Here is a 17,341-nt window from a genome sequence, read left to right on the forward strand (position 1 = left end):
GGTGGATCCGTCGTGCCTGTGGAGAGGACCGGCACGGCGCCGGCCGGACGGCGATGATCGACCCATGTCCCGCAACGCCGACCCGACTCGCGTGGTCCTGGCCGCGGGCGGGATCTGCGACGCCGCGACATTGCGGGCCGCCTGCTCGGCGCGCGGCATCCGGAGGGCGCTCGACGCCGGCGAGATCGTCTCCCTGCGCCGCGGGAGGTACGGCGTCAAGGGCATCACCGACGCCGATCGCCTCTCCGTCGAGCTGACCGCCACGGTCACCGGGCTGAGCGCGGCGCTCGCGTGGGGGTGGGAGGTGAAGCGGCCCCCCGCCCTGCCGGACCTCACCCTGCTGCGCGGCCGGAAGGTCACCGCGGAGCAGCGCCGCCGGGCAACGCTCCACTGGTGGGACCGCCGCCCCGACGACGTGGTCACCGACGCCCGGGGGGTCCAGGTCACCGGTCGCCTCTCGACGGTGACGACATGCCTGCGCACGCTGCCCTTCGACGAAGCGCTCTGCGTCGCGGACTCCGCCCTCCGTGGAGGCATGCGTCGCGCCGACGTGGTGGCCGCGCTGGAGCGTGGGCCGCGGACCGGGCGCACCGCCGCGCTCCGCGTCGCCGGGTTGGCGGACCGCCGTGCTGCGAACCCGTTCGAGTCCTGCCTTCGTGCGGTCTGCCTCGACGTCCGCGGGCTGACCGTGCGCCCGCAGGTGCAGATCGGGCCCTACCGCGTCGACCTCGCCGACGTCGGCCTGCGCATCGTGGTCGAGGCCGACTCGCGCACCTGGCATGCCGGTCCCGACGAGCACGACGCAGACATCCGCCGCTACACCACGCTCGTGCGCCAGGGCTGGGTGGTCGTCCGGTTCAGCTACAGCGACGTCATGGACGAACCGGGGTACGTCGCCGCGGTGCTCCGTGACGTCGTGGCGATGGCCGCGGCGGGTCGACGAGCCGCCTGAGGCACCCGCTCAGCGGCGGAAGGCCGGCTTCTCCTTGGCGAGGAACGCCCGCACGCCCTCGTTGAAGTCCGGTCCGGTGTAGACCTCCCGCAGCAGCGCCTCCTCGCCCTCGATCGACGCCTCGGCCGGGCGGGAGCGGGCGAGCAGCTGGTGCTTGGTGGTCTCGATCGTCACCCGCGACGCCTGCGCGATGCCGGCGGCGAGGTCGGCGACCTCGGCGTCCAGGGCGGCGGCGTCGGCGACCGAAGCCGTGATCGCGCCGGCGGCGTACGCACGGTCGGCGGAGACGAGCCGGGAGGCCAGCAGCATCTCGCGGGTCAACGACTCCCCGAAGATCGCCTGGCAGCGGTAGAGGACGGTGCCGGAGAGGGCGTTGCCGAGGGTGCGGGCGATCGGGTAGCCGAACCGCGAGGCCGCGGTGGCGACGCGGAGGTCGCAGTGCGTGGCGACGGCGAGGCCGCCGCCGACGCAGACCCCGTCGACGGCCGCGATGGTGACCTGGGGCAGGGCCCACAGGCGGTCGAACATCTCGCGGATCCAGTTCTCGTAGTCGACGGCGTCGGCCTCGAGGAAGTCGCTGATCTCGTTGCCGGCGGCGAACGCCTTCCCGCCCGCGCCGCGCAGCACGACGACGCCGACGGAGCGGTCCTCGGCGGTCTGCTCCCAGAGCTGGCGCAGCTCGCCGTACATCGCCTTGGTGAACGCGTTGCGGCGCTCGGGGCGGTTGAAGGTCACCTCGAGCACGCCGGGGCCGAGGCGGTCGCGGTCGATGAGCAGGTCGTCAGCGGTCACGACGGCGAGGGTACCGGCGGGCGGTTCCCGTCGATCACCGCCGGCTGGAACGCGAGAAGCCCCGCTCGCTGACCGCGAACGCCGCCACCACGCCGGCCACCGCGCCGAACAGGTGGCCCTGCCACGAGACGCCCGGCGTACCCGGGAGGACGCCCCACAGCACGCTGCCGTAGACGACCAGCACCACCAGCCCGATCACGATCTCCGACGGCTTGCGGTCCACGAATCCCTGCACCGCCAGGTAGGTGATCCAGCCGAAGATCAGGCCGGAGGCGCCGATGTGCACGGAGTGGTCGCCCGCGACCAGCCACACGGCCAGGCCACCGAGCAGCCAGATCACCGCCGTCGCCGCCAGCCCGCGGCCGATCCCGGTGGCGAGGGTCAGGAAACCCAGCACCAGCGCCGGCACGGTGTTGGCGACCAGGTGCCCCCAGCCCCCGTGCAGCAGCGGCGCGGCCAGGATGCCCGGCAACCCCTCCGCCTCGCGCGGCTGGATCCCCCACCCGTCGAGCCGGTGCGACGCCGCGACGTCGATCGCCTCGATCGCCCAGAGGAGTACGACGAACGCCACCGTCGCCACCCCGGCGACCTGCCACGCCGGCTTGTCGGCCGTCCTGAGGTCCATGCCGCCAGTGTGGCCGATCCGCCCCACCCACCGCCGACTTGCCACTTTGCTGGGTCGACTTGCCACTCTGGCGCGTCGAGTTGCCACTTCAAGGTACGGAACCGGCAACTCGACCCGACAAACCGGCAACTCGACCCGGCAGAGCGGCAAGTCGGCGAGGGGGGGTCAGGACCAGAGGGCGACCCAGTACTGGACGCCGAAGGGGGCGTCGTCGTACAGGACCTCGGCGTCGGCGAGCGGGGGCAGACCCGGGAGGCAGGCGGTGTCGGCCCACAGCTCCTCGGCGAGGACCGGGTCGATGTCGGCGAACGAGGCCCGCAGCGCGTCGTCGAAGGCGGCCGCGCGCTCGTCGAGGTGGCCGGGCGCCTTCTCGGTACGTCGAGCCGAGCCGTTGCCGACGACGAGGACGCCGGTCTCGCCCTCGTCGACCACCGACCCACCCGCTGCGGCCACCAGTGCGGCGGCGACGCGCGCGCCGGAGCCGCCCGTGGCCTCCGACGCGACGACCCGGACCCGCGGCCCCAGCCGGCCGACGGCGTCGAGGCAGGCGGCGCGGAGGTCGGCGACGGGGTCCTCGATCGACGTGTACGACGGCAGCAGGGCCAGCACGCCGGGGACGAGCGCGGTGGGGGTGCTCACTGCAGCCCCCGGATCGCGCGCAGCGGCGGGCGGCGGCCGGCGATCGACCACACCATGTCGACGGTCTGGCGGGTCTCCACGACCTGGTGGACGCGGTAGATCCGGGCACCGGCGAGGGCGCAGACCGAGGTCGCGGCGAGGGTCCCGAGCAGGCGCTCGCCGACCTCCAGGCCGAGCGTCTCGCCGACGAAGTCCTTGTTGGAGAGCGACACGAGCACCGGCCAGCCGGTGGCGACCATCTCCCCGATCCGTCGGGTCACCTCGAGCGAGTGGAAGGTGTTCTTGCCGAAGTCGTGGGCCGGGTCGATGACGATCGACTCCCGCGCGACGCCGGCCGCCAGCGCCCGCTCCGCGTAGGCCACCGTGTCGGTGATCGCGGAGGCGACGACGTCGTCGTAGTCGATGCGGTAGGGCCGGGTCCGCGGCGTCACGCCGCCGGTGTGGGTGCAGATGATGGCGGCGTCGTACTCCGCGGCGACGTCGACGAGCTCGGGGTCCGCGCCGCCCCACGCGTCGTTGAGGACGTCGGCCCCGGCGGCACAGACGGCGGCGCCGACCTCGGCGCGCCAGGTGTCGACGGAGATCACCAGCTCCGGGTACGACGACCGCACCCGCGCGACGAAGTCGACCACCCGCGCCTTCTCCTCGGCGGGCGAGATCTCGACGCCGGGCGCGGCCTTGATGCCGCCGATGTCGACGATCTCCGCGCCCTGCGCGACCACCTCGGCCACGCGCGCGAAGGCGGCGTCCTCGGCCCAGGTCGCGCCCTTGTCGAAGAAGGAGTCGGGCGTGCGGTTGACGATCGCCATCATCAACGCCTCGTCGTCACCGAAGCGCTGGCGTCCGAGTCTCACAGGTAGGCCTCCGCGGGCGGTCGTTCGAGGGTGAGTACGACGTGCTCGACCGGCTCCAGGAGGCGCAGGTACTGCCGCAGCACCGCCTCCTGGTCGAGCCCGTCCACGCCGGAGCGGCCCAGGGCGGCCGCGATGATCTGGGTGGCCATGCCACCGAGGTCGCGCAGCGCCTGGTGCCGGTGGGCGCGGACCCCGAGGTCGACCTGGGCGATCGCGGACGGCCCGGCGGCGCGGGCGGTGTCGACCAGCGCGGCCAGCTCGACGGCGTACCCGGTCGGGACGGACAGCCCCGCGAACCACGACCGGCGCACGGCCCACTCCCCCGCCAGCGGCTGCACCAGGGTGCCGAGCTCGGGGAACAGCAGGGCGATGAGCGGGCGCGCGACGAGCTCGGTGACGCGGCCGCCCTCGAGCGGCCCGTCGACGCCCGGCCGGTCGTAGAAGCCCTTGACCAGCTCGACCGTCGGGTCCGACAGCAGCGGGCCGAGCAGGCCGGGCACGAAGTGGGTGTCCCAGTCGTGGAGGTCGGCGTCCATGAAGACCACGAGGTCGCCGGTCGTCACGAAGAGCGACTTCCACATCGCCTCGCCCTTGCCGGGGTGGCTGCCGAGGTCCGGCCGGATCTCGGCGGCCCGGTGGACCCGCGCGCCGGCCGACTCGGCCACGGCATAGGTGTCGTCGACCGAGTCGCTGTCGATGACGACGATCTCGTCGACGAGGTCGACGGTCTCCATCAGCGCCTCACGGACCCGGCTCACGACCGCCCCGACGGTGGCCGCCTCGTTGCGCGCGGGGACGACCAGGCTGACCCGCTGCCCCAGCGTCCCCTTGGCCCCCAGCAGGCCCTCGAGGCTCCAGTCGTCCCAGTGGGCGGCGCGGATCCCCATGCCCGTCAACCTACCGGGGCCCCGGCGCGGACCTTCTTCGCAGGTTCGTTGTCAGAACCGACGACCCGGGGTTACGGTGAGGGCTCTCGGGAATTCGGCGGGCGCTCCCTCCCCCCAGGAGATTCCTATGAGCCTTGGACGTTGGCGACGCAAGGTGCGTTGCCTGGTGAAGCACGGCCCGCGCGGCTGTCCGCACATCGAGCGGCACTCGCGGCGACCACGCCGTCGGAGGCGGCAGGCCGAGGCGCCCGGCGGCCGGCACCGCCCGCCGGTCGAGATCATCAGCCCCGCCGACCTCGTCCGCTGAGCCCTACCGGCCCAGGTAGGCCGTGACCGCGTCCGCGATGGCGCGCCCGTAGCGTCGCCGGCCGGCGTCGCTCTCCATCAGCTCCGCATCACCGGCGGCCCGCATGTTGCCGAGCTCCGCCATCACCGCCGGCACGTCCGAGAGGTTGAGCGTCCCGAGGTCGTCGCGCACGTCGATCCCCCGCTCCCCCCGGTACGACGACACACCGATCCCCTCCGCGACGAGCGCGTCGCGCAGGGCCCGCGCCAGGCGGCGCGAGGGCCGCTCGATGTCGTCGGTCCACCCCGCGCGCAGCGCCGGCCGGATGACGTGGAAGCCGGTCGCCGACTCGTCGAGGACGCCGTCGGCGTGGATGCTGACCCGCACGTCGGCGGTCGGACCGGGCTCGCCGGGGTTGCCGATCCGCCCCCGCTCGTCGACGCACGGACCCCACTCGTCGTCGGAGTCGGCGTCCCGGGTGAGCACCACGCGCGCACCCCGCTGCTCGAGCAGGTGCCGCGCCACGACGGCGACCTGCCAGGTGAAGGTCGCCTCGGGGTAGCCGTCGTCGGTCGCGGTCCCCGTCGTGTTGCACTCCTTCTCGAACCCGCCCGCGTCGACCGGCTCAGCGATCGCCGCGGCGTGGTGGCGGTTGCCGAGCTGGTGGCCGGGGTCGAGGACGACGACCTTGCCGGCCAGCCTCCGGTCACTACCCTCGCCGGACCCCGAGGGCGAGGGTGCCGTGGAGCCGGCGCCCGGGGAGGCGGACGGCGTCGTACCGGGGTCGGCGGGAGGGGCCTCCGTCGCGCACCCGGCGGCGAGCGCGGCGACCAGCAGCAGCGCCGCCGCGCGACCCGAGCCCCGCGTGCGGATCACGCGTAGCCCAGCACGTCCTTGCGCTTCTCGCCCCAGGCGAGCGCCGAGGCGATCGCCTCGTCGAGCGAGAGCTCGGTCTGCCACCCGAGCAGCTCGCGCGCCCTGTCGGCGTTGGCGAAGGCGCCCGGGGCGTCGCCGGGCCGCGGGGGCGCCTCGGTCACCGGCACCGGCTTGCCGACCACGCGCTCGACGGCGGCGAGCAGCTCGCGCACGGTGACGCCGTCACCCGCGCCGAGGTTGATGTAGGTGTAGGTGTCGTCGACCTTCGACAGCACCGCGTCGAACTCCTCCACCGCGCGCACGTGCGCCCGCGCCAGGTCCCAGACGTGGATGTAGTCACGGATGCCCGTGCCGTCGCGCGTCGGGTGGTCGGTGCCCGTGATCGTGAAGGTGTCGCGGAAGCCGAGGGCGGTCTGCGCCATGAGCGGGACGACGTGCGTCGCGTCGCGCACGTGGTAGCCGGTCTCGAGGTCGGGGTCGGCGCCGATCGGGTTGAAGTAGCGCAGGATGATCGCGCGCAGCTCGCTCGCCCGGGAGAGGTCCTCGAGGACCTGCTCCATCATCCGCTTGGTCCGTGCGTAGGGCGACGTCGGCTCGACCGGGTCCTGCTCGGTCACCTCGAACTGCGGCGTCATCGCGTAGAGCGACGCCGTCGAGGAGAAGATGATCCGCGGCTTCCCGAGGGCGGTCAGCTCGTCGAACATCTCCAGCGACTTCGCGACGTTGTCGCGGTAGTACTCGTAGGGCTTCTCCACCGACTCCGGTACGACGATCCGGGCGGCCATGTGGATCGTCGCCTCGATGTCGGGGTGCTCCGCGACGATCCGGCGCAGCAGCGCGCGGTCGGCGACGTCGCCCTCGTAGAAGATCCGGTCGCCGACGTACTGACGGGGACCGGTGAGCAGGGAGTCGAGGACGACCGGGACGTGCCCGGACTCCTCGAGCGCCTTGGCGGTGATCGAACCGATGTAGCCGGCACCGCCGGTGACGAGGACCTTCATGCCCGCGACGATACCGACCGACGTCTGCCGGACCGTCCTCGCCGAGCCACCCGCCGACCTACCAGTCGTGCTTCTCGTCCAGCAGCCCCAGCAGGTAGCGGCCGTAGCCGCTCTTCAGCAGGCCCTGCGCCAGATCGGTCAGCTGGGCGTCGTCGATGAACCCCAGCCGCCACGCCACCTCCTCGGGCGCGCCGACCTTCGTGCCCTGTCGCGCCTCGAGCGCGCGGACGAAGTTGCTCGCGTCGTTGAGGTCGTCGAAGGTCCCGGTGTCGAGCCACGCGGTGCCGCGCGGGAGCACCTCGACCTGGAGCCGCTCCTCCTCGAGGTACATCCGGTTGAGGTCGGTGATCTCCAGCTCGCCGCGCGCCGACGGCTTGAGCGACTTCGCCTTCTCGACGACGTCGGAGCCGTAGAAGTAGAGGCCCGGGACCGCGAACGGGCTGCGCGGCTTCTCCGGCTTCTCCTCCAGCGACAGCGCCCGGCCGTCGTCGTCGAACTCCACGACGCCGTACGCCGTCGGGTCGGCCACGCGGTAGCCGAAGACCGCGGCTCCGTCGAGCTCGGCGAACCGGTTGAGCGCGATGCCCAGCCGGGCGCCGTAGAAGATGTTGTCGCCGAGCACCAGGCCCGCGCCCTCGCCGGCGAGGTGCTCCTCGCCGATCAGGAAGGCCTGCGCCAGCCCGTCGGGCGAGGGCTGCACCGCATAGGTGATCTCGATCCCGAACTGCGACCCGTCGCCCAGCAGCCGGCGGAACTGGTCCGCCTCGTGGGGCGTCGTGATCACCAGCACCTCGCGGATGCCGGAGAGCATCAACGTCGAGAGCGGGTAGTAGATCATCGGCTTGTCGTAGATCGGCATCAGCTGCTTGCTGATGGCGTGGGTGATCGGGTGCAACCGGCTTCCGGTGCCTCCGGCGAGGATGATCCCGCGCATGGTGGGGGTTCCCGTTCCTGTCGACGTCGGGGACTGCGGCGCCCAAGGTACTTGAGGAAGCGTCCGCAGGTGGCCGATCGCCCAGCGGGATCCGGCGACGGTCCCTACACTGCTCCGCGTGCAGCGCATCCTCGTCACGGGTGGTGCCGGCTTCATCGGCTCCAACTTCGTCCACCACGTCGTCCGCAACACCGACGCGACCGTCACGGTCCTCGACAAGCTGACCTACGCGGCCTCCCGCGAGTCGCTCGCGGGCCTGCCGGAGGACCGGGTGCGCCTCGTCGTCGGCGACATCGCCGACGCCGCCGTCGTCGACCCGCTGGTCGGCGAGCACGACGCGGTCGTCCACTACGCCGCGGAGTCGCACAACGACAACTCCCTCGACGACCCCTCGCCGTTCATCCGCACCAACCTGATCGGCACGTTCACCCTGCTCGAGGCGGTCCGCAAGGCCGGCGTGCGCTTCCACCACGTCTCCACCGACGAGGTGTACGGCGACCTGGAGCTGGACGATCCCAAGAGGTTCACCGAGGACACGCCGTACCAGCCGTCGTCGCCGTACTCGGCCTCCAAGGCGGGCTCCGACCACCTGGTCCGCGCATGGGTGCGCAGCTTCGGCGTGCAGGCGACGATCTCGAACTGCTCCAACAACTACGGCCCGTGGCAGCACGTCGAGAAGTTCATCCCGCGCCAGATCACCGAGGTGATCGACGGCCGCCGCCCGAAGCTCTACGGCTCCGGCGAGAACGTCCGCGACTGGATCCACACCGAGGACCACTCGTCGGCGGTGCTGACCATCCTCGAGCGCGGCCGGGTCGGCGAGACCTACCTGATCGGCGCCGACGGCGAGAAGTCCAACCTCGAGGTCGTCCGGATGATCCTCGAGCTGATGGGCCGCGAGGCCGACGACTTCGAGCACGTCACCGACCGCGCCGGCCACGACCTGCGCTACGCCATCGACTCGGGCAAGCTGCGCACCGAGCTCGGCTGGACCCCGCAGTACGCCGACTTCGGCTCCGGCCTCGAGCAGACGGTCCGCTGGTACCAGGACCATGCCGAGTGGTGGCGCCCGGCGAAGGCGGCCACCGAGGCGGCGTACGCCGCGAAGGGACAGTGACCGGGTGGCCGAGACCATCGAGACGACCCCCATCCCGGGGCTGGTCGTCCTGCGGCTCGCCGTGCACGGCGACGACCGCGGCTGGTTCAAGGAGAACTGGCAGCGCGAGCGGATGACCGCGCAGGGCCTGCCCGACTTCGGGCCGGTCCAGAACAACATGAGCTTCAACGCCACCGTCGGCGTCACCCGCGGCGTCCACGCCGAGCCGTGGGACAAGCTGGTCTCGGTCGCCAACGGCAAGGTCTTCGCGGCGTGGGTGGACCTGCGCGCGGGCGACAGCTTCGGGGCGACCTACTGGACGGAGATCGACGAGCACGTCGCGGTCTTCGTGCCCCGCGGCGTCGGCAACTCCTACCAGTCGCTCGCCGACAACACGGTCTACTCCTACTTGGTCAACGACCACTACGTGCCCGGGATCGCCTACCCGGCGGTCAACCTGGCCGACGAGACGGCCGGCATCCCGTGGCCGATCCCGCTCGCCGAGGCGGAGCTGTCCGAGAAGGACCGGCACAACCCGCGGCTGGCCGAGGTCACGCCGATGCAGCCGAAGCGCACCCTCATCACCGGCTGCAACGGCCAGCTCGGCCGGGCGCTCGCCCCGCTCTTCCCCGACGCGACGCTCGTCGACCTCGACGAGCTCGACCTGACCGACCCCAAGGCGCTCGAGGCGTGGCCGTGGCAGGAGTACGGCCTGGTCCTCAACGCGGCCGCGTACACCGCCGTCGACCGCGCCGAGACGCCCGAGGGCCGCGCCGCCGCGTGGGCTGCCAACGCCGCCGCTCCCGCGGCACTCGCGAGGATCGCCGCGCGCCGCGGCATCACGCTGGTCCACTACTCGACCGACTACGTCTTCGACGGCGCCGAGGTCGAGGGCGGCCACCGCGAGGACGAGCCGTTCGCGCCGCTCGGCGTGTACGGCCAGACCAAGGCCGCCGGCGACCTCGCCGTCGGCACCGCGCCCAAGCACTACGTGCTGCGCACCTCGTGGGTGATCGGCGAGGGCCACAACTTCGTGCGCACGATGGCGAAGCTCGCCGCCGACGGCGTCGACCCGGCCGTCGTCGACGACCAGGTCGGCCGGCTGACCTTCGCCACCGAGCTCGCCCGTGCCACGCAACACCTCGTCACCAGCGGGGCGGCGTACGGCACCTACAACGTGACCAACGGCGGCCGGCCGCGCTCGTGGGCCGACTACGCCCGCCGCGTCTTCGAGCTGACCGGCCACGACCCGGCCCGGGTCAGCACCGTGACGACCGAGGAGTACGCCGCCGGCAAGGACCTCTCGCCGCGACCGCTCCACAGCACGCTGGCGCTCGACAAGCTCGCGGCGACCGGGTTCGAGAGCGCAGATGCCGACTCCGCCCTCGCCGACTACGTCGCCCATCTAGGCTGACGGGGTGCTCGCGCTCACCTGTCCGACCCAGTCCTACGACTGGGGCTCCACCCACGCCATCCCCGGCTTCCAGCGCCAGGAGGCCGACGGCCGACGCGTCGCCGAGGTCTGGGTCGGCACGCACCCCCTCGGCACCGCCCGGGTGCGCGGCAGCGACGGACAGGAGCGCCCGCTGACGGAGGTCTCCGGCGAGCTGGGCTTCATGCTCAAGGTCCTCGCCGCCGACCGCCCGCTCTCGATCCAGGTCCACCCCGACGCCGACCGCGCGGCCGCCGGCTTCGCCGCCGAGGAGGAGGCCGGCGTCCCGCTGGACGCGCCCCACCGGGTGTTCAAGGATCCGTTCCCCAAGCCCGAGATGGTCTACGCCCTCTCCACCTTCGACACCCTGGTCGGCCTGCGCCGCACCTCGGAGATCGTGCGGATCCTCGAGACCGTCGAGCACCCGCTGACCGACGGGCTCAAGGACGACCTGCTCGACAACACCGGCTTCACCGGCATCGTGCGCCTGATCGAGGGCCTGCTCGCCGATCCCCCGGCGCCCGAGGTGGTCACCGAGGTCGCCGCCGCCTGCCAGAAGGCGCTCGACGGGGGCCGCGACGTGAAGCGGGCCTACGAGACCGCCGTCGAGCTCGCCGAGTCCAGCCCCGGCGACGTCGGCGTGATCATCTCCCTGCTGCTCAACCGGCTCACCCTGCAGGCCGGCGAGGCGGCGTACCTCGCGACGGGCATCATCCACGCCCACCTGCGCGGCCTGTGCCTCGAGGTGATGGTCTCGTCGGACAACGTGCTCCGCGCCGGCCTGACCACCAAGCACATCGACGCCCCCGGCCTGGTCCGCTGCCTCGAGGAGGGCACCTCCCGCGCGGCCCGCGTCGAGCCGATGGTCTTCAACTACTCGACCGACGTGTTCAGCCCGTGCGGCGACTTCGCGCTCTCGGTCACCCAGAGCTCGCCCGCCGACCCCGCCGGCGTCGTGCTGCCCGCCTCGGGCGCCCGGCTGCTGGTGTGCACGGGCGGCGAGGTGGCCCTGGCCAACCGCCGCGACGAGGTGCTGCGGCTGGCTCGCGGCGACGTCGCGTACGCCGACGACAGCGATGGCGAGCTGCGGGTCGCCGGCACCGGCGAGATCGCCCAGGCCTTCGTCCCCGCGGCCGACGCCCGCGGGCAGCTGTTCGACCTGCTGTGACCGTCAGCGGCGGCGCAGTCCGGCCAGCGCCGGACGGACGTCGGCGAGGTAGACGAGTGCCGCGATCAGCATCGCGAGGTTGACGAACGCCAGCGGGATCGGCACCAGGTGCAGCAGCAGGCCGACCCCGAGGATCGCGCACCAGGTGGTCTTGTTGAGCTTGCCCGCCGCGTCGTAGGACTCGTTGGAGTAGAGCAGCGCGCTGACGAGCGCGAACATCTTCACGGCGAGGAGCACGATCCCGACCACGATGAAGATCCAGGCCTCGATCCGCCAGCCGAGCTCGAGATAGTCCGGCAGCTGGGGGAGGAAGACGTCGCGCATGGTGCCCCGATCCTACGTGGTCCCCCGCGATCGGCAGGCGTCCGCGCGATCCCGCGAAAACGACCGCGACCCCGGGGCCGGAGCCTCGGGGTCGCGGTGCGCGGGAGCGGGTCGGCTCACTTGGCGGCGGGAGCCTTCTTGGCCGGCGCCTTCTTCGCGGGGGCCTTCTTGGCGGCCGGAGCCTTCTTGGCCGGAGCCTTCTTGGCGGGAGCCTTCTTCGCCGGGGCCTTCGCGGCCGGGGCGGCCGGGGCCTCGCCGGAGCGGAGCTTCACGACGACGCCCTCACCGCGCTTGGCGAGGTCGGCGTACAGCGCGGTGGCGGTGGCGACGTTGCCGTCGTACGCGCCCTTGACGCTGCTCTGGACCTTGGCCGGGAGGGCCTTGGCGTCGGCCTGCAGCTCGGCGAGCTTGGCCTCGGCCTTGCCCTGCAGCGACTTCGGCTCGGGGAGCTCGAAGCCCTTGACGGTGCTCTGCACGTCGGCGACGCGGGTGGTGACGTCCTTGCGGACCTCGCTCACGCGGGCGGTCACCTTGGTCTGCACGTCGGCGACGTAGGCGATGACCTTCTCGACGGCCAGGTCGGTCGCGCCGACACCGGCGTAGATCGGCTTGGCGGCGGCCGGGGGGAGCTCCGGCAGGTCGATGGACTTGAGGTCGATGGTCGGGATCTCGAGCTTGGGGAGGTCAAGCTTGGGGAGGTCGAGCTTCGGCATTCTTCTTACCCTTCGTTGGTGACGCGGTTGTCGCTGTCGGGATCGATCTCGGTCGTGATCGGGGCGGTGCCCTCGGCGTCGGTCTCCGCACCTGCCGGCGTGGCGTCGTCCGCCCCGTCGGCCGCGTTCAGTGCCAGGAACGATGCGTAGACGTCGAGGAGCGACTGCTTCTGCCGCTCGGTGAGGCCGGTGTCGCTGAGGATGGCCAGCTCCACCGAGCCCCCGACGCCGTCGTCCGGACTGAGGATCCCGGCCCGGATGTAGAGCTGCTCCGCAGAGATCCGCAGCGCCTTGGCGATCTGCTGGAGGACCTCGGCCGACGGCTTGCGGAGCCCGCGCTCGATCTGGCTGAGATAGGGGTTGGAAACACCCGCCTGGTCGGCGAGCTGCCTCAGCGAGAGCCGCGCACCGACGCGCTGCTCCTTGAGGTAGTCACCGAGCGACCCGACGGTCTTCCCGACCTTTCCCTTAGCCATGTCCCCATGGTGCTAGCAATAGTTAGCAAGGTGCAAGCAGGCAGCAAGTGAAGTCGTTCACATGAGCCGTGTTACGGGTCGGCGCGTGCGCAGGGCGGGCGCGGTGCAAGGTCCCACCTGTCAGTCTTGAAATGGGATCAACTCACTCGACTCTGTACGATCGCGAGCGTGTCGAGTCCTTCCGTCCCGCAGCACTGCCCCACGCCCCGGGAGCTCGACGACCTGGAGCTGCTCACCTCGGGCGCCGCCGGCCCGATCGTCGGCTTCAACGAGCCGGGCAGCCCGATCACGCTCGACCTCCCCGAGGCGCTCGAGACCCACCTCGACGAGGGCCACGAGGTCGAGCTCGTCGACCCCGAGGGCCTCCCCCTCGCCCGGATCGCCCGCACCCTGCGCGGCCTGAGCGTCGAGCCCCTCACCCACGCGCAGTTCGGCGCCTTCCGCAGCCTGCACCTGCCGCCGGAGACCGCCCGCGAGCGCTACGCCGGCCGCACCGTCGTCCCCGTGACCGACCTCGTCACGGACACCCAGCTCGAGCAGCTGCGCGGGCTCGGCCCGGTCCTGCTCGCCGCCCTGGTGGGCGCCGGCACTCCTGCCGTGAGCCCCGTCGGCCTGCTGCGCGCGACCGTCCGGGTCGCCGGCATGCTCGACGCGGCCGTCGTGGCGATCCCCCTCACCGACCACGGCTCCGACGCCGACGCGGCCCTGCGCCAGTCGGTCCTCGCCTGGTACGCCGGCGCCGACGACATCGTCGAGCTGAAGCCCGGTGGCCGGACGCTGCCCGAGCTCGCCGACATCGAGGCGCAGGAGCGGCCCGCCCCCGCCGACCAGGGCCTGGTGCTCTTCTTCACCGGCCTCTCGGGCAGCGGCAAGTCCACGCTGGCCCGGGCGCTCATGGACCGCGTCCTCGAGCAGGGCACCCGCTCCATCACCAGCCTCGACGGCGACGTCGTACGCCGCAACCTCTCGGCCGGGCTCACCTTCTCCAAGGAGGACCGCGAGACCAACATCCGCCGGATCGGCTGGGTCGCGGCCGAGATCGCCCGCCACCGCGGCGTGGCGATCTGCAGCCCGATCGCGCCCTTCGACGAGACCCGCCAGCAGGTCCGGGCCATGGTCGAGCAGGCCGGCGGTCGGTTCTTCCTCGTACACGTCGCGACCCCGCTCGAGGAGTGCGAGCGCCGCGACCGCAAGGGCCTCTACGCCAAGGCCCGGCGCGGCGAGATCCCCGAGTTCACCGGGATCTCCTCGCCCTACGAGGAGCCCGAGGACGCCGACGTCCGGGTCGACACGACGGGCCGCACCATCGAGGCCGCCCTCGACGACGTGCTCGCCGGCCTCGCGGCCGCTGGGATCATGGACCTGCGCGGCACCCTGCCGACGCCCGCGCCGCCCGCCGCGCGACGCACGGCCGGCCGTCCGTCGCCCCGCGCCGTCACGACCCCGGCAACCGCCGAGGGCGGTCCGCTGCGGGTGCTCTTCATCTGCACCGCCAACATCTGCCGCTCGCCGTACATGGAGCTCCGGGCGCGGGCGATGCTCGCCGGCGCCACCGACGTCGAGTTCTCCAGCGCCGGGACCCACGGCTTCCGCTCCCACCACGTCGACGCGACGATGGGCGTCGTCCTGGCCGACCGCGGCATCGACGACGAGGCGGCCGAGTCGTTCGCGAGCCGTCGGCTGACGCGCGACATGATCAACGAGGCCGACCTCGTGCTCACCGCCGAGGCGTCGCACCGGGCGTTCGTGCTCGAGGAGGTCCCCGGCGCCTTCCGCAAGGCGTTCACGCTCGGCCAGTTCGCCGAGTCGATCGAGCGGGTCGACCCCACGCTGGTGGGCGCCGCGCTCGTGACCGCGGCCGGGCACCGCCGCGCCGGGGCCGTCGACGCCCACGACATCCGCGACCCCTACCGGCGGGGTCGCGCGGCCGCCGAGGCGTCCGCCGACCAGATCGACGCCCTGCTCAGTGCGGTCCTGCCGCGACTCACCTCCCAGACAGGCATCGCATGAACGACCTGATCACCCTCACCGCGCTCTCGATCGCCGCCGCGGGCTTCTTCGTCGGCATCGTCGTCGGGCTGACGGGCATGGGCGGCGGCGCGCTGATGACGCCGGCGCTGATCTTCCTCGGCGTCGGCCACACCTCGGCGATCGTCACCGCCGACCTGACGGCGGCCGCGATCTACAAGACCGGCGGTGCGATCACGCACGCCCGGGAGGGCTCCCCCAACCTGCGGCTGGCCGGCTGGCTGATCGCCGGCTCGGTGCCGATGGCGTTCATCGGGCCGTGGCTCGTCAACGCCGTCACCGACGACCCGGCGGACCTCGAGAAGACCCTCAAGCTCTGCATCGGCATCGCGCTGCTGTTCGCCGCGTCGACGTACGCCCTGCGCCTCTACATCAACCTCGGCCGGGTCCGCAGCGGCGGCATCCTCCCCGACGACAACCCGCCGATCCGGCCGCTCCCGACCCTGCTCGTCGGCATGCTCGGCGGGCTCCTGGTCGGCATCACCAGCGTCGGCTCCGGCTCGGTCATCATGATCGCGCTGCTGATGCTCTACCCCGGCCTGTCGGCCGTGCGCCTGGTCGGCACCGACCTCGTCCAGGCCGTGCCGCTCGTGCTCAGCGCGGCGCTGGCGAACATCGCGATCCACGGCCTCGAGTGGGACCTCCTGATCCCGCTGGTGATCGGCTCGGTCCCGGGCACCCTGCTCGGCTCGCGGATCGCGCCGCGCGTGCCGCAGTCGATCATCCGCCGCGGCATCGTGATCGTGCTGACCATGTCGGGCACCGCACTGCTCTTCAAGGCCGGCCTGCACCCCTTCGGCCAGGGCCACGAGACCCTCGAGGCCGTGCTCGTCGCCGCGATCGGCCTGGCGATGCTCTTCCTGGTGCCGCTGGTCTGGGGCGTGCTGCGCAAGCGTCACGGGCTGCCGATGTTCGGCGCGCCGACGGTCAGCGAGATCGAGGCGCTGGGCGCGGACGGCAACCGCCGCGGTCGCCGGCAACCGGCGACCGACGAGCGCTAGGTGTTCTGACCACGGACGTTAGGTACGGCGGGTCGGCTGGATCATGACGAAGACCTCCGGGTGAGGTGTGGAGCTACCACGCACCCACACCCACCACGGAGGTCTTCATGACCCACGCTAACGCCACCCTCACCCCGGCCGGACGGCTGCGTCTGGCCAAGCTCGTCGTCGAGCAGGGCTGGACCTATGCCCGAGCCGCCGAGCGATTCTCGGTCGCCATCACGACCGTCCGCCGCTGGGCCACCGTTACCGCCTATCCGGCAAGTCCGGCATGGTCGACCGTTCGTCCCGCCCGCACCGCCACCCGAACCGGCTGCCCCAGCGCACCGAGCGACGGATCGTGGGTCTGCGCGTGACCCGGCGTTGGGGACCGGCCCGGATCGCCTACCACCTCGGCCTGAACCCCTCGACAGTCCACCAAGTCCTGCGCCGCTACGGCTGCCCACGGCTGAAGTGGACCGACCCGGCCACCGGCACCCGGATCAAGACCTCCTCCCGCGACAAGAACCGCTACGAGCACGCCGCACCGGGCGACCTGGTCCACGTCGACATCAAGAAGCTCGGACGGATCCCCGACGGCGGCGGGTGGCACGCGCTCGGACGCGGCACGGCCCAAGACAACCGGGTGCACGCACGACGTAGTCGCGCAGCTCGTGCCGGCGCCTCACCTTCGCGGGGCTACGTCTACCTGCACCACGCCGTCGACGACCACTCCCGGCTGGCCTACTCCGAGATCCTCGCCGATGAGCGCAAGGAGACCGCAGCCGCGTTCTGGAAGCGGGCGCGACGCTTCTTCGCTGCCCACGGCATCACCGTGAAGGCCGTGCTCACCGACAACGGCTCCTGCTACCGCAGCCGGCTCTGGGCCAAGACGCTCGGGCGCCGCGTCAAACACCGCCGCACCCGCCCGTACCGGCCCCAGACCAACGGCAAGGTCGAACGGTTCAACCGGACCCTGCTCGAGGAATGGGCCTACGCAACCACCTACACCTCAGAAGCCGACCGCGCAGCGGCGTACCCCGGCTGGCTGCATCACTACAATCACCACCGCGGCCACACCAGCCTCAAGGGCAAGTCACCCATCGACCGCGTGCCCAACCTCCCGGGTCAGAACAGCTAGGGGTCAGCGGGCCAGCACGCGGTCGTGGTCGAGCCGGAAGGGCTCGTCCTCGGCGGCGGCCCGACCGAGAGCGAGGGTCAGCGCCGTGGCGGCGGCGACCCAGAGGGCTCCCAGTCCGAGCAGTGTCTCCATGTACC

At 72.4% G+C, this 17,341-nt stretch carries 19 protein-coding genes and 1 pseudogene; 8 read left to right on the plus strand and 12 right to left on the minus strand.

Going from position 1 to position 17,341, the window contains the following annotated elements:
* Positions 1-64: 64 nt before the first annotated feature.
* Positions 65-952: an endonuclease domain-containing protein gene (locus AC2YHB_RS15190; RefSeq protein ID WP_179648029.1), complete on the plus strand. Its 888-nt coding sequence runs from the start codon at positions 65-67 to the stop codon at positions 950-952.
* Positions 953-961: 9 nt separating this feature from the next.
* Here the strand turns inward: AC2YHB_RS15190 and AC2YHB_RS15195 are convergent, their stop codons facing one another.
* From AC2YHB_RS15195 to AC2YHB_RS15215, 5 genes are all read right to left on the minus strand, one after another.
* Complete coding sequence (locus tag AC2YHB_RS15195; protein ID WP_036550974.1) at positions 962-1,744, minus strand: enoyl-CoA hydratase-related protein; 783 nt, start codon at positions 1,742-1,744, stop codon at positions 962-964.
* A 34-nt stretch (positions 1,745-1,778) separates the two neighbouring features.
* Positions 1,779-2,369 carry a rhomboid family intramembrane serine protease gene (locus AC2YHB_RS15200; protein ID WP_179648030.1) on the minus strand — a complete coding sequence of 197 codons (591 nt, stop codon included), beginning with the start codon at positions 2,367-2,369 and terminating at the stop codon, positions 1,779-1,781.
* A gap of 165 nt (positions 2,370-2,534) precedes the next feature.
* The gene (locus AC2YHB_RS15205; protein ID WP_487354237.1) at positions 2,535-3,008 is read right to left on the minus strand and encodes a hypothetical protein; all 474 of its coding nucleotides are present in this window, start codon (positions 3,006-3,008) and stop codon (positions 2,535-2,537) included.
* Entirely contained in the window at positions 3,005-3,862 is an 858-nt protein-coding gene (folP, locus tag AC2YHB_RS15210) for a dihydropteroate synthase (RefSeq protein WP_036550968.1), read from the minus strand. Before folP ends, AC2YHB_RS15205 begins: the two co-directional genes overlap by 4 nt.
* The gene (locus AC2YHB_RS15215; protein ID WP_487354238.1) at positions 3,859-4,749 is read right to left on the minus strand and encodes a glucosyl-3-phosphoglycerate synthase; all 891 of its coding nucleotides are present in this window, start codon (positions 4,747-4,749) and stop codon (positions 3,859-3,861) included. Before AC2YHB_RS15215 ends, folP begins: the two co-directional genes overlap by 4 nt.
* Positions 4,750-4,876: 127 nt before the next feature.
* Here AC2YHB_RS15215 and AC2YHB_RS15220 point away from each other — a divergent pair, with 127 nt between their 5' ends.
* Positions 4,877-5,056: a hypothetical protein gene (locus AC2YHB_RS15220; protein WP_179648033.1), complete on the plus strand. Its 180-nt coding sequence runs from the start codon at positions 4,877-4,879 to the stop codon at positions 5,054-5,056.
* 3 nt (positions 5,057-5,059) lie between these two features.
* Here the strand turns inward: AC2YHB_RS15220 and AC2YHB_RS15225 are convergent, their stop codons facing one another.
* Genes AC2YHB_RS15225 through rfbA form a run of 3 tightly spaced genes read right to left on the minus strand, consistent with a single transcriptional unit; the run spans position 5,060 to position 7,846 of the window.
* Entirely contained in the window at positions 5,060-5,911 is an 852-nt protein-coding gene (locus AC2YHB_RS15225; RefSeq protein WP_487354239.1) for an N-acetylmuramoyl-L-alanine amidase family protein, read from the minus strand.
* Positions 5,908-6,912 (minus strand): UDP-glucose 4-epimerase GalE, encoded by a 1,005-nt coding sequence (gene galE / locus AC2YHB_RS15230; protein ID WP_179648034.1) that lies wholly within the window; start codon positions 6,910-6,912, stop codon positions 5,908-5,910. The genes AC2YHB_RS15225 and galE overlap by 4 nt, the downstream gene beginning before the upstream one ends.
* A 58-nt stretch (positions 6,913-6,970) precedes the next feature.
* The gene (rfbA, locus tag AC2YHB_RS15235) at positions 6,971-7,846 is read right to left on the minus strand and encodes a glucose-1-phosphate thymidylyltransferase RfbA (RefSeq protein WP_036550959.1); all 876 of its coding nucleotides are present in this window, start codon (positions 7,844-7,846) and stop codon (positions 6,971-6,973) included.
* Between the two features lie 118 nt (positions 7,847-7,964).
* Between rfbA and rfbB the strand changes: the two genes are divergently transcribed.
* The 3 genes from rfbB to manA are packed head-to-tail and all read left to right on the plus strand — an operon-like array spanning position 7,965 to position 11,542.
* Entirely contained in the window at positions 7,965-8,963 is a 999-nt protein-coding gene (rfbB, locus tag AC2YHB_RS15240) for a dTDP-glucose 4,6-dehydratase (protein WP_487354240.1), read from the plus strand.
* A 4-nt stretch (positions 8,964-8,967) separates the two neighbouring features.
* Positions 8,968-10,356, plus strand: a complete 1,389-nt coding sequence (locus AC2YHB_RS15245; RefSeq protein ID WP_036550956.1) for a sugar nucleotide-binding protein — start codon at positions 8,968-8,970, stop codon at positions 10,354-10,356.
* A 4-nt stretch (positions 10,357-10,360) separates the two neighbouring features.
* Positions 10,361-11,542: a mannose-6-phosphate isomerase, class I gene (gene manA / locus AC2YHB_RS15250; protein ID WP_051932974.1), complete on the plus strand. Its 1,182-nt coding sequence runs from the start codon at positions 10,361-10,363 to the stop codon at positions 11,540-11,542.
* A gap of 3 nt (positions 11,543-11,545) precedes the next feature.
* Here manA and AC2YHB_RS15255 read toward each other — a convergent pair whose 3' ends face one another.
* The 3 genes from AC2YHB_RS15255 to AC2YHB_RS15265 form a co-directional block, all read right to left on the minus strand.
* Positions 11,546-11,866 carry a DUF2516 family protein gene (locus AC2YHB_RS15255; protein WP_179648037.1) on the minus strand — a complete coding sequence of 107 codons (321 nt, stop codon included), beginning with the start codon at positions 11,864-11,866 and terminating at the stop codon, positions 11,546-11,548.
* 116 nt (positions 11,867-11,982) lie between these two features.
* Positions 11,983-12,579 (minus strand): hypothetical protein, encoded by a 597-nt coding sequence (locus tag AC2YHB_RS15260; protein WP_179648038.1) that lies wholly within the window; start codon positions 12,577-12,579, stop codon positions 11,983-11,985.
* Positions 12,580-12,584: 5 nt separating this feature from the next.
* Positions 12,585-13,055 carry a helix-turn-helix domain-containing protein gene (locus tag AC2YHB_RS15265; RefSeq protein ID WP_179648039.1) on the minus strand — a complete coding sequence of 157 codons (471 nt, stop codon included), beginning with the start codon at positions 13,053-13,055 and terminating at the stop codon, positions 12,585-12,587.
* 168 nt (positions 13,056-13,223) lie between these two features.
* On the opposite strand from AC2YHB_RS15265, the gene cysC reads away from it, so the two are divergent.
* The 3 genes and pseudogenes from cysC (at position 13,224) to AC2YHB_RS15280 (ending at position 17,204) form a co-directional block, all read left to right on the plus strand.
* The gene (gene cysC / locus AC2YHB_RS15270) at positions 13,224-15,065 is read left to right on the plus strand and encodes an adenylyl-sulfate kinase (RefSeq protein WP_179648040.1); all 1,842 of its coding nucleotides are present in this window, start codon (positions 13,224-13,226) and stop codon (positions 15,063-15,065) included.
* Positions 15,062-16,084 carry a sulfite exporter TauE/SafE family protein gene (locus AC2YHB_RS15275; protein ID WP_179648041.1) on the plus strand — a complete coding sequence of 341 codons (1,023 nt, stop codon included), beginning with the start codon at positions 15,062-15,064 and terminating at the stop codon, positions 16,082-16,084. The genes cysC and AC2YHB_RS15275 overlap by 4 nt, the downstream gene beginning before the upstream one ends.
* A gap of 107 nt (positions 16,085-16,191) precedes the next feature.
* Positions 16,192-17,204 (plus strand): annotated as a pseudogene (locus tag AC2YHB_RS15280) (IS481 family transposase).
* 3 nt (positions 17,205-17,207) lie between these two features.
* Here AC2YHB_RS15280 and AC2YHB_RS15285 read toward each other — a convergent pair.
* The gene (locus AC2YHB_RS15285; RefSeq protein WP_257026819.1) at positions 17,208-17,336 is read right to left on the minus strand and encodes a hypothetical protein; all 129 of its coding nucleotides are present in this window, start codon (positions 17,334-17,336) and stop codon (positions 17,208-17,210) included.
* Positions 17,337-17,341 lie beyond the last annotated feature (5 nt).

The sequence above is a fragment of the Nocardioides sp. SRI_004 genome (genome assembly GCF_057586415.1).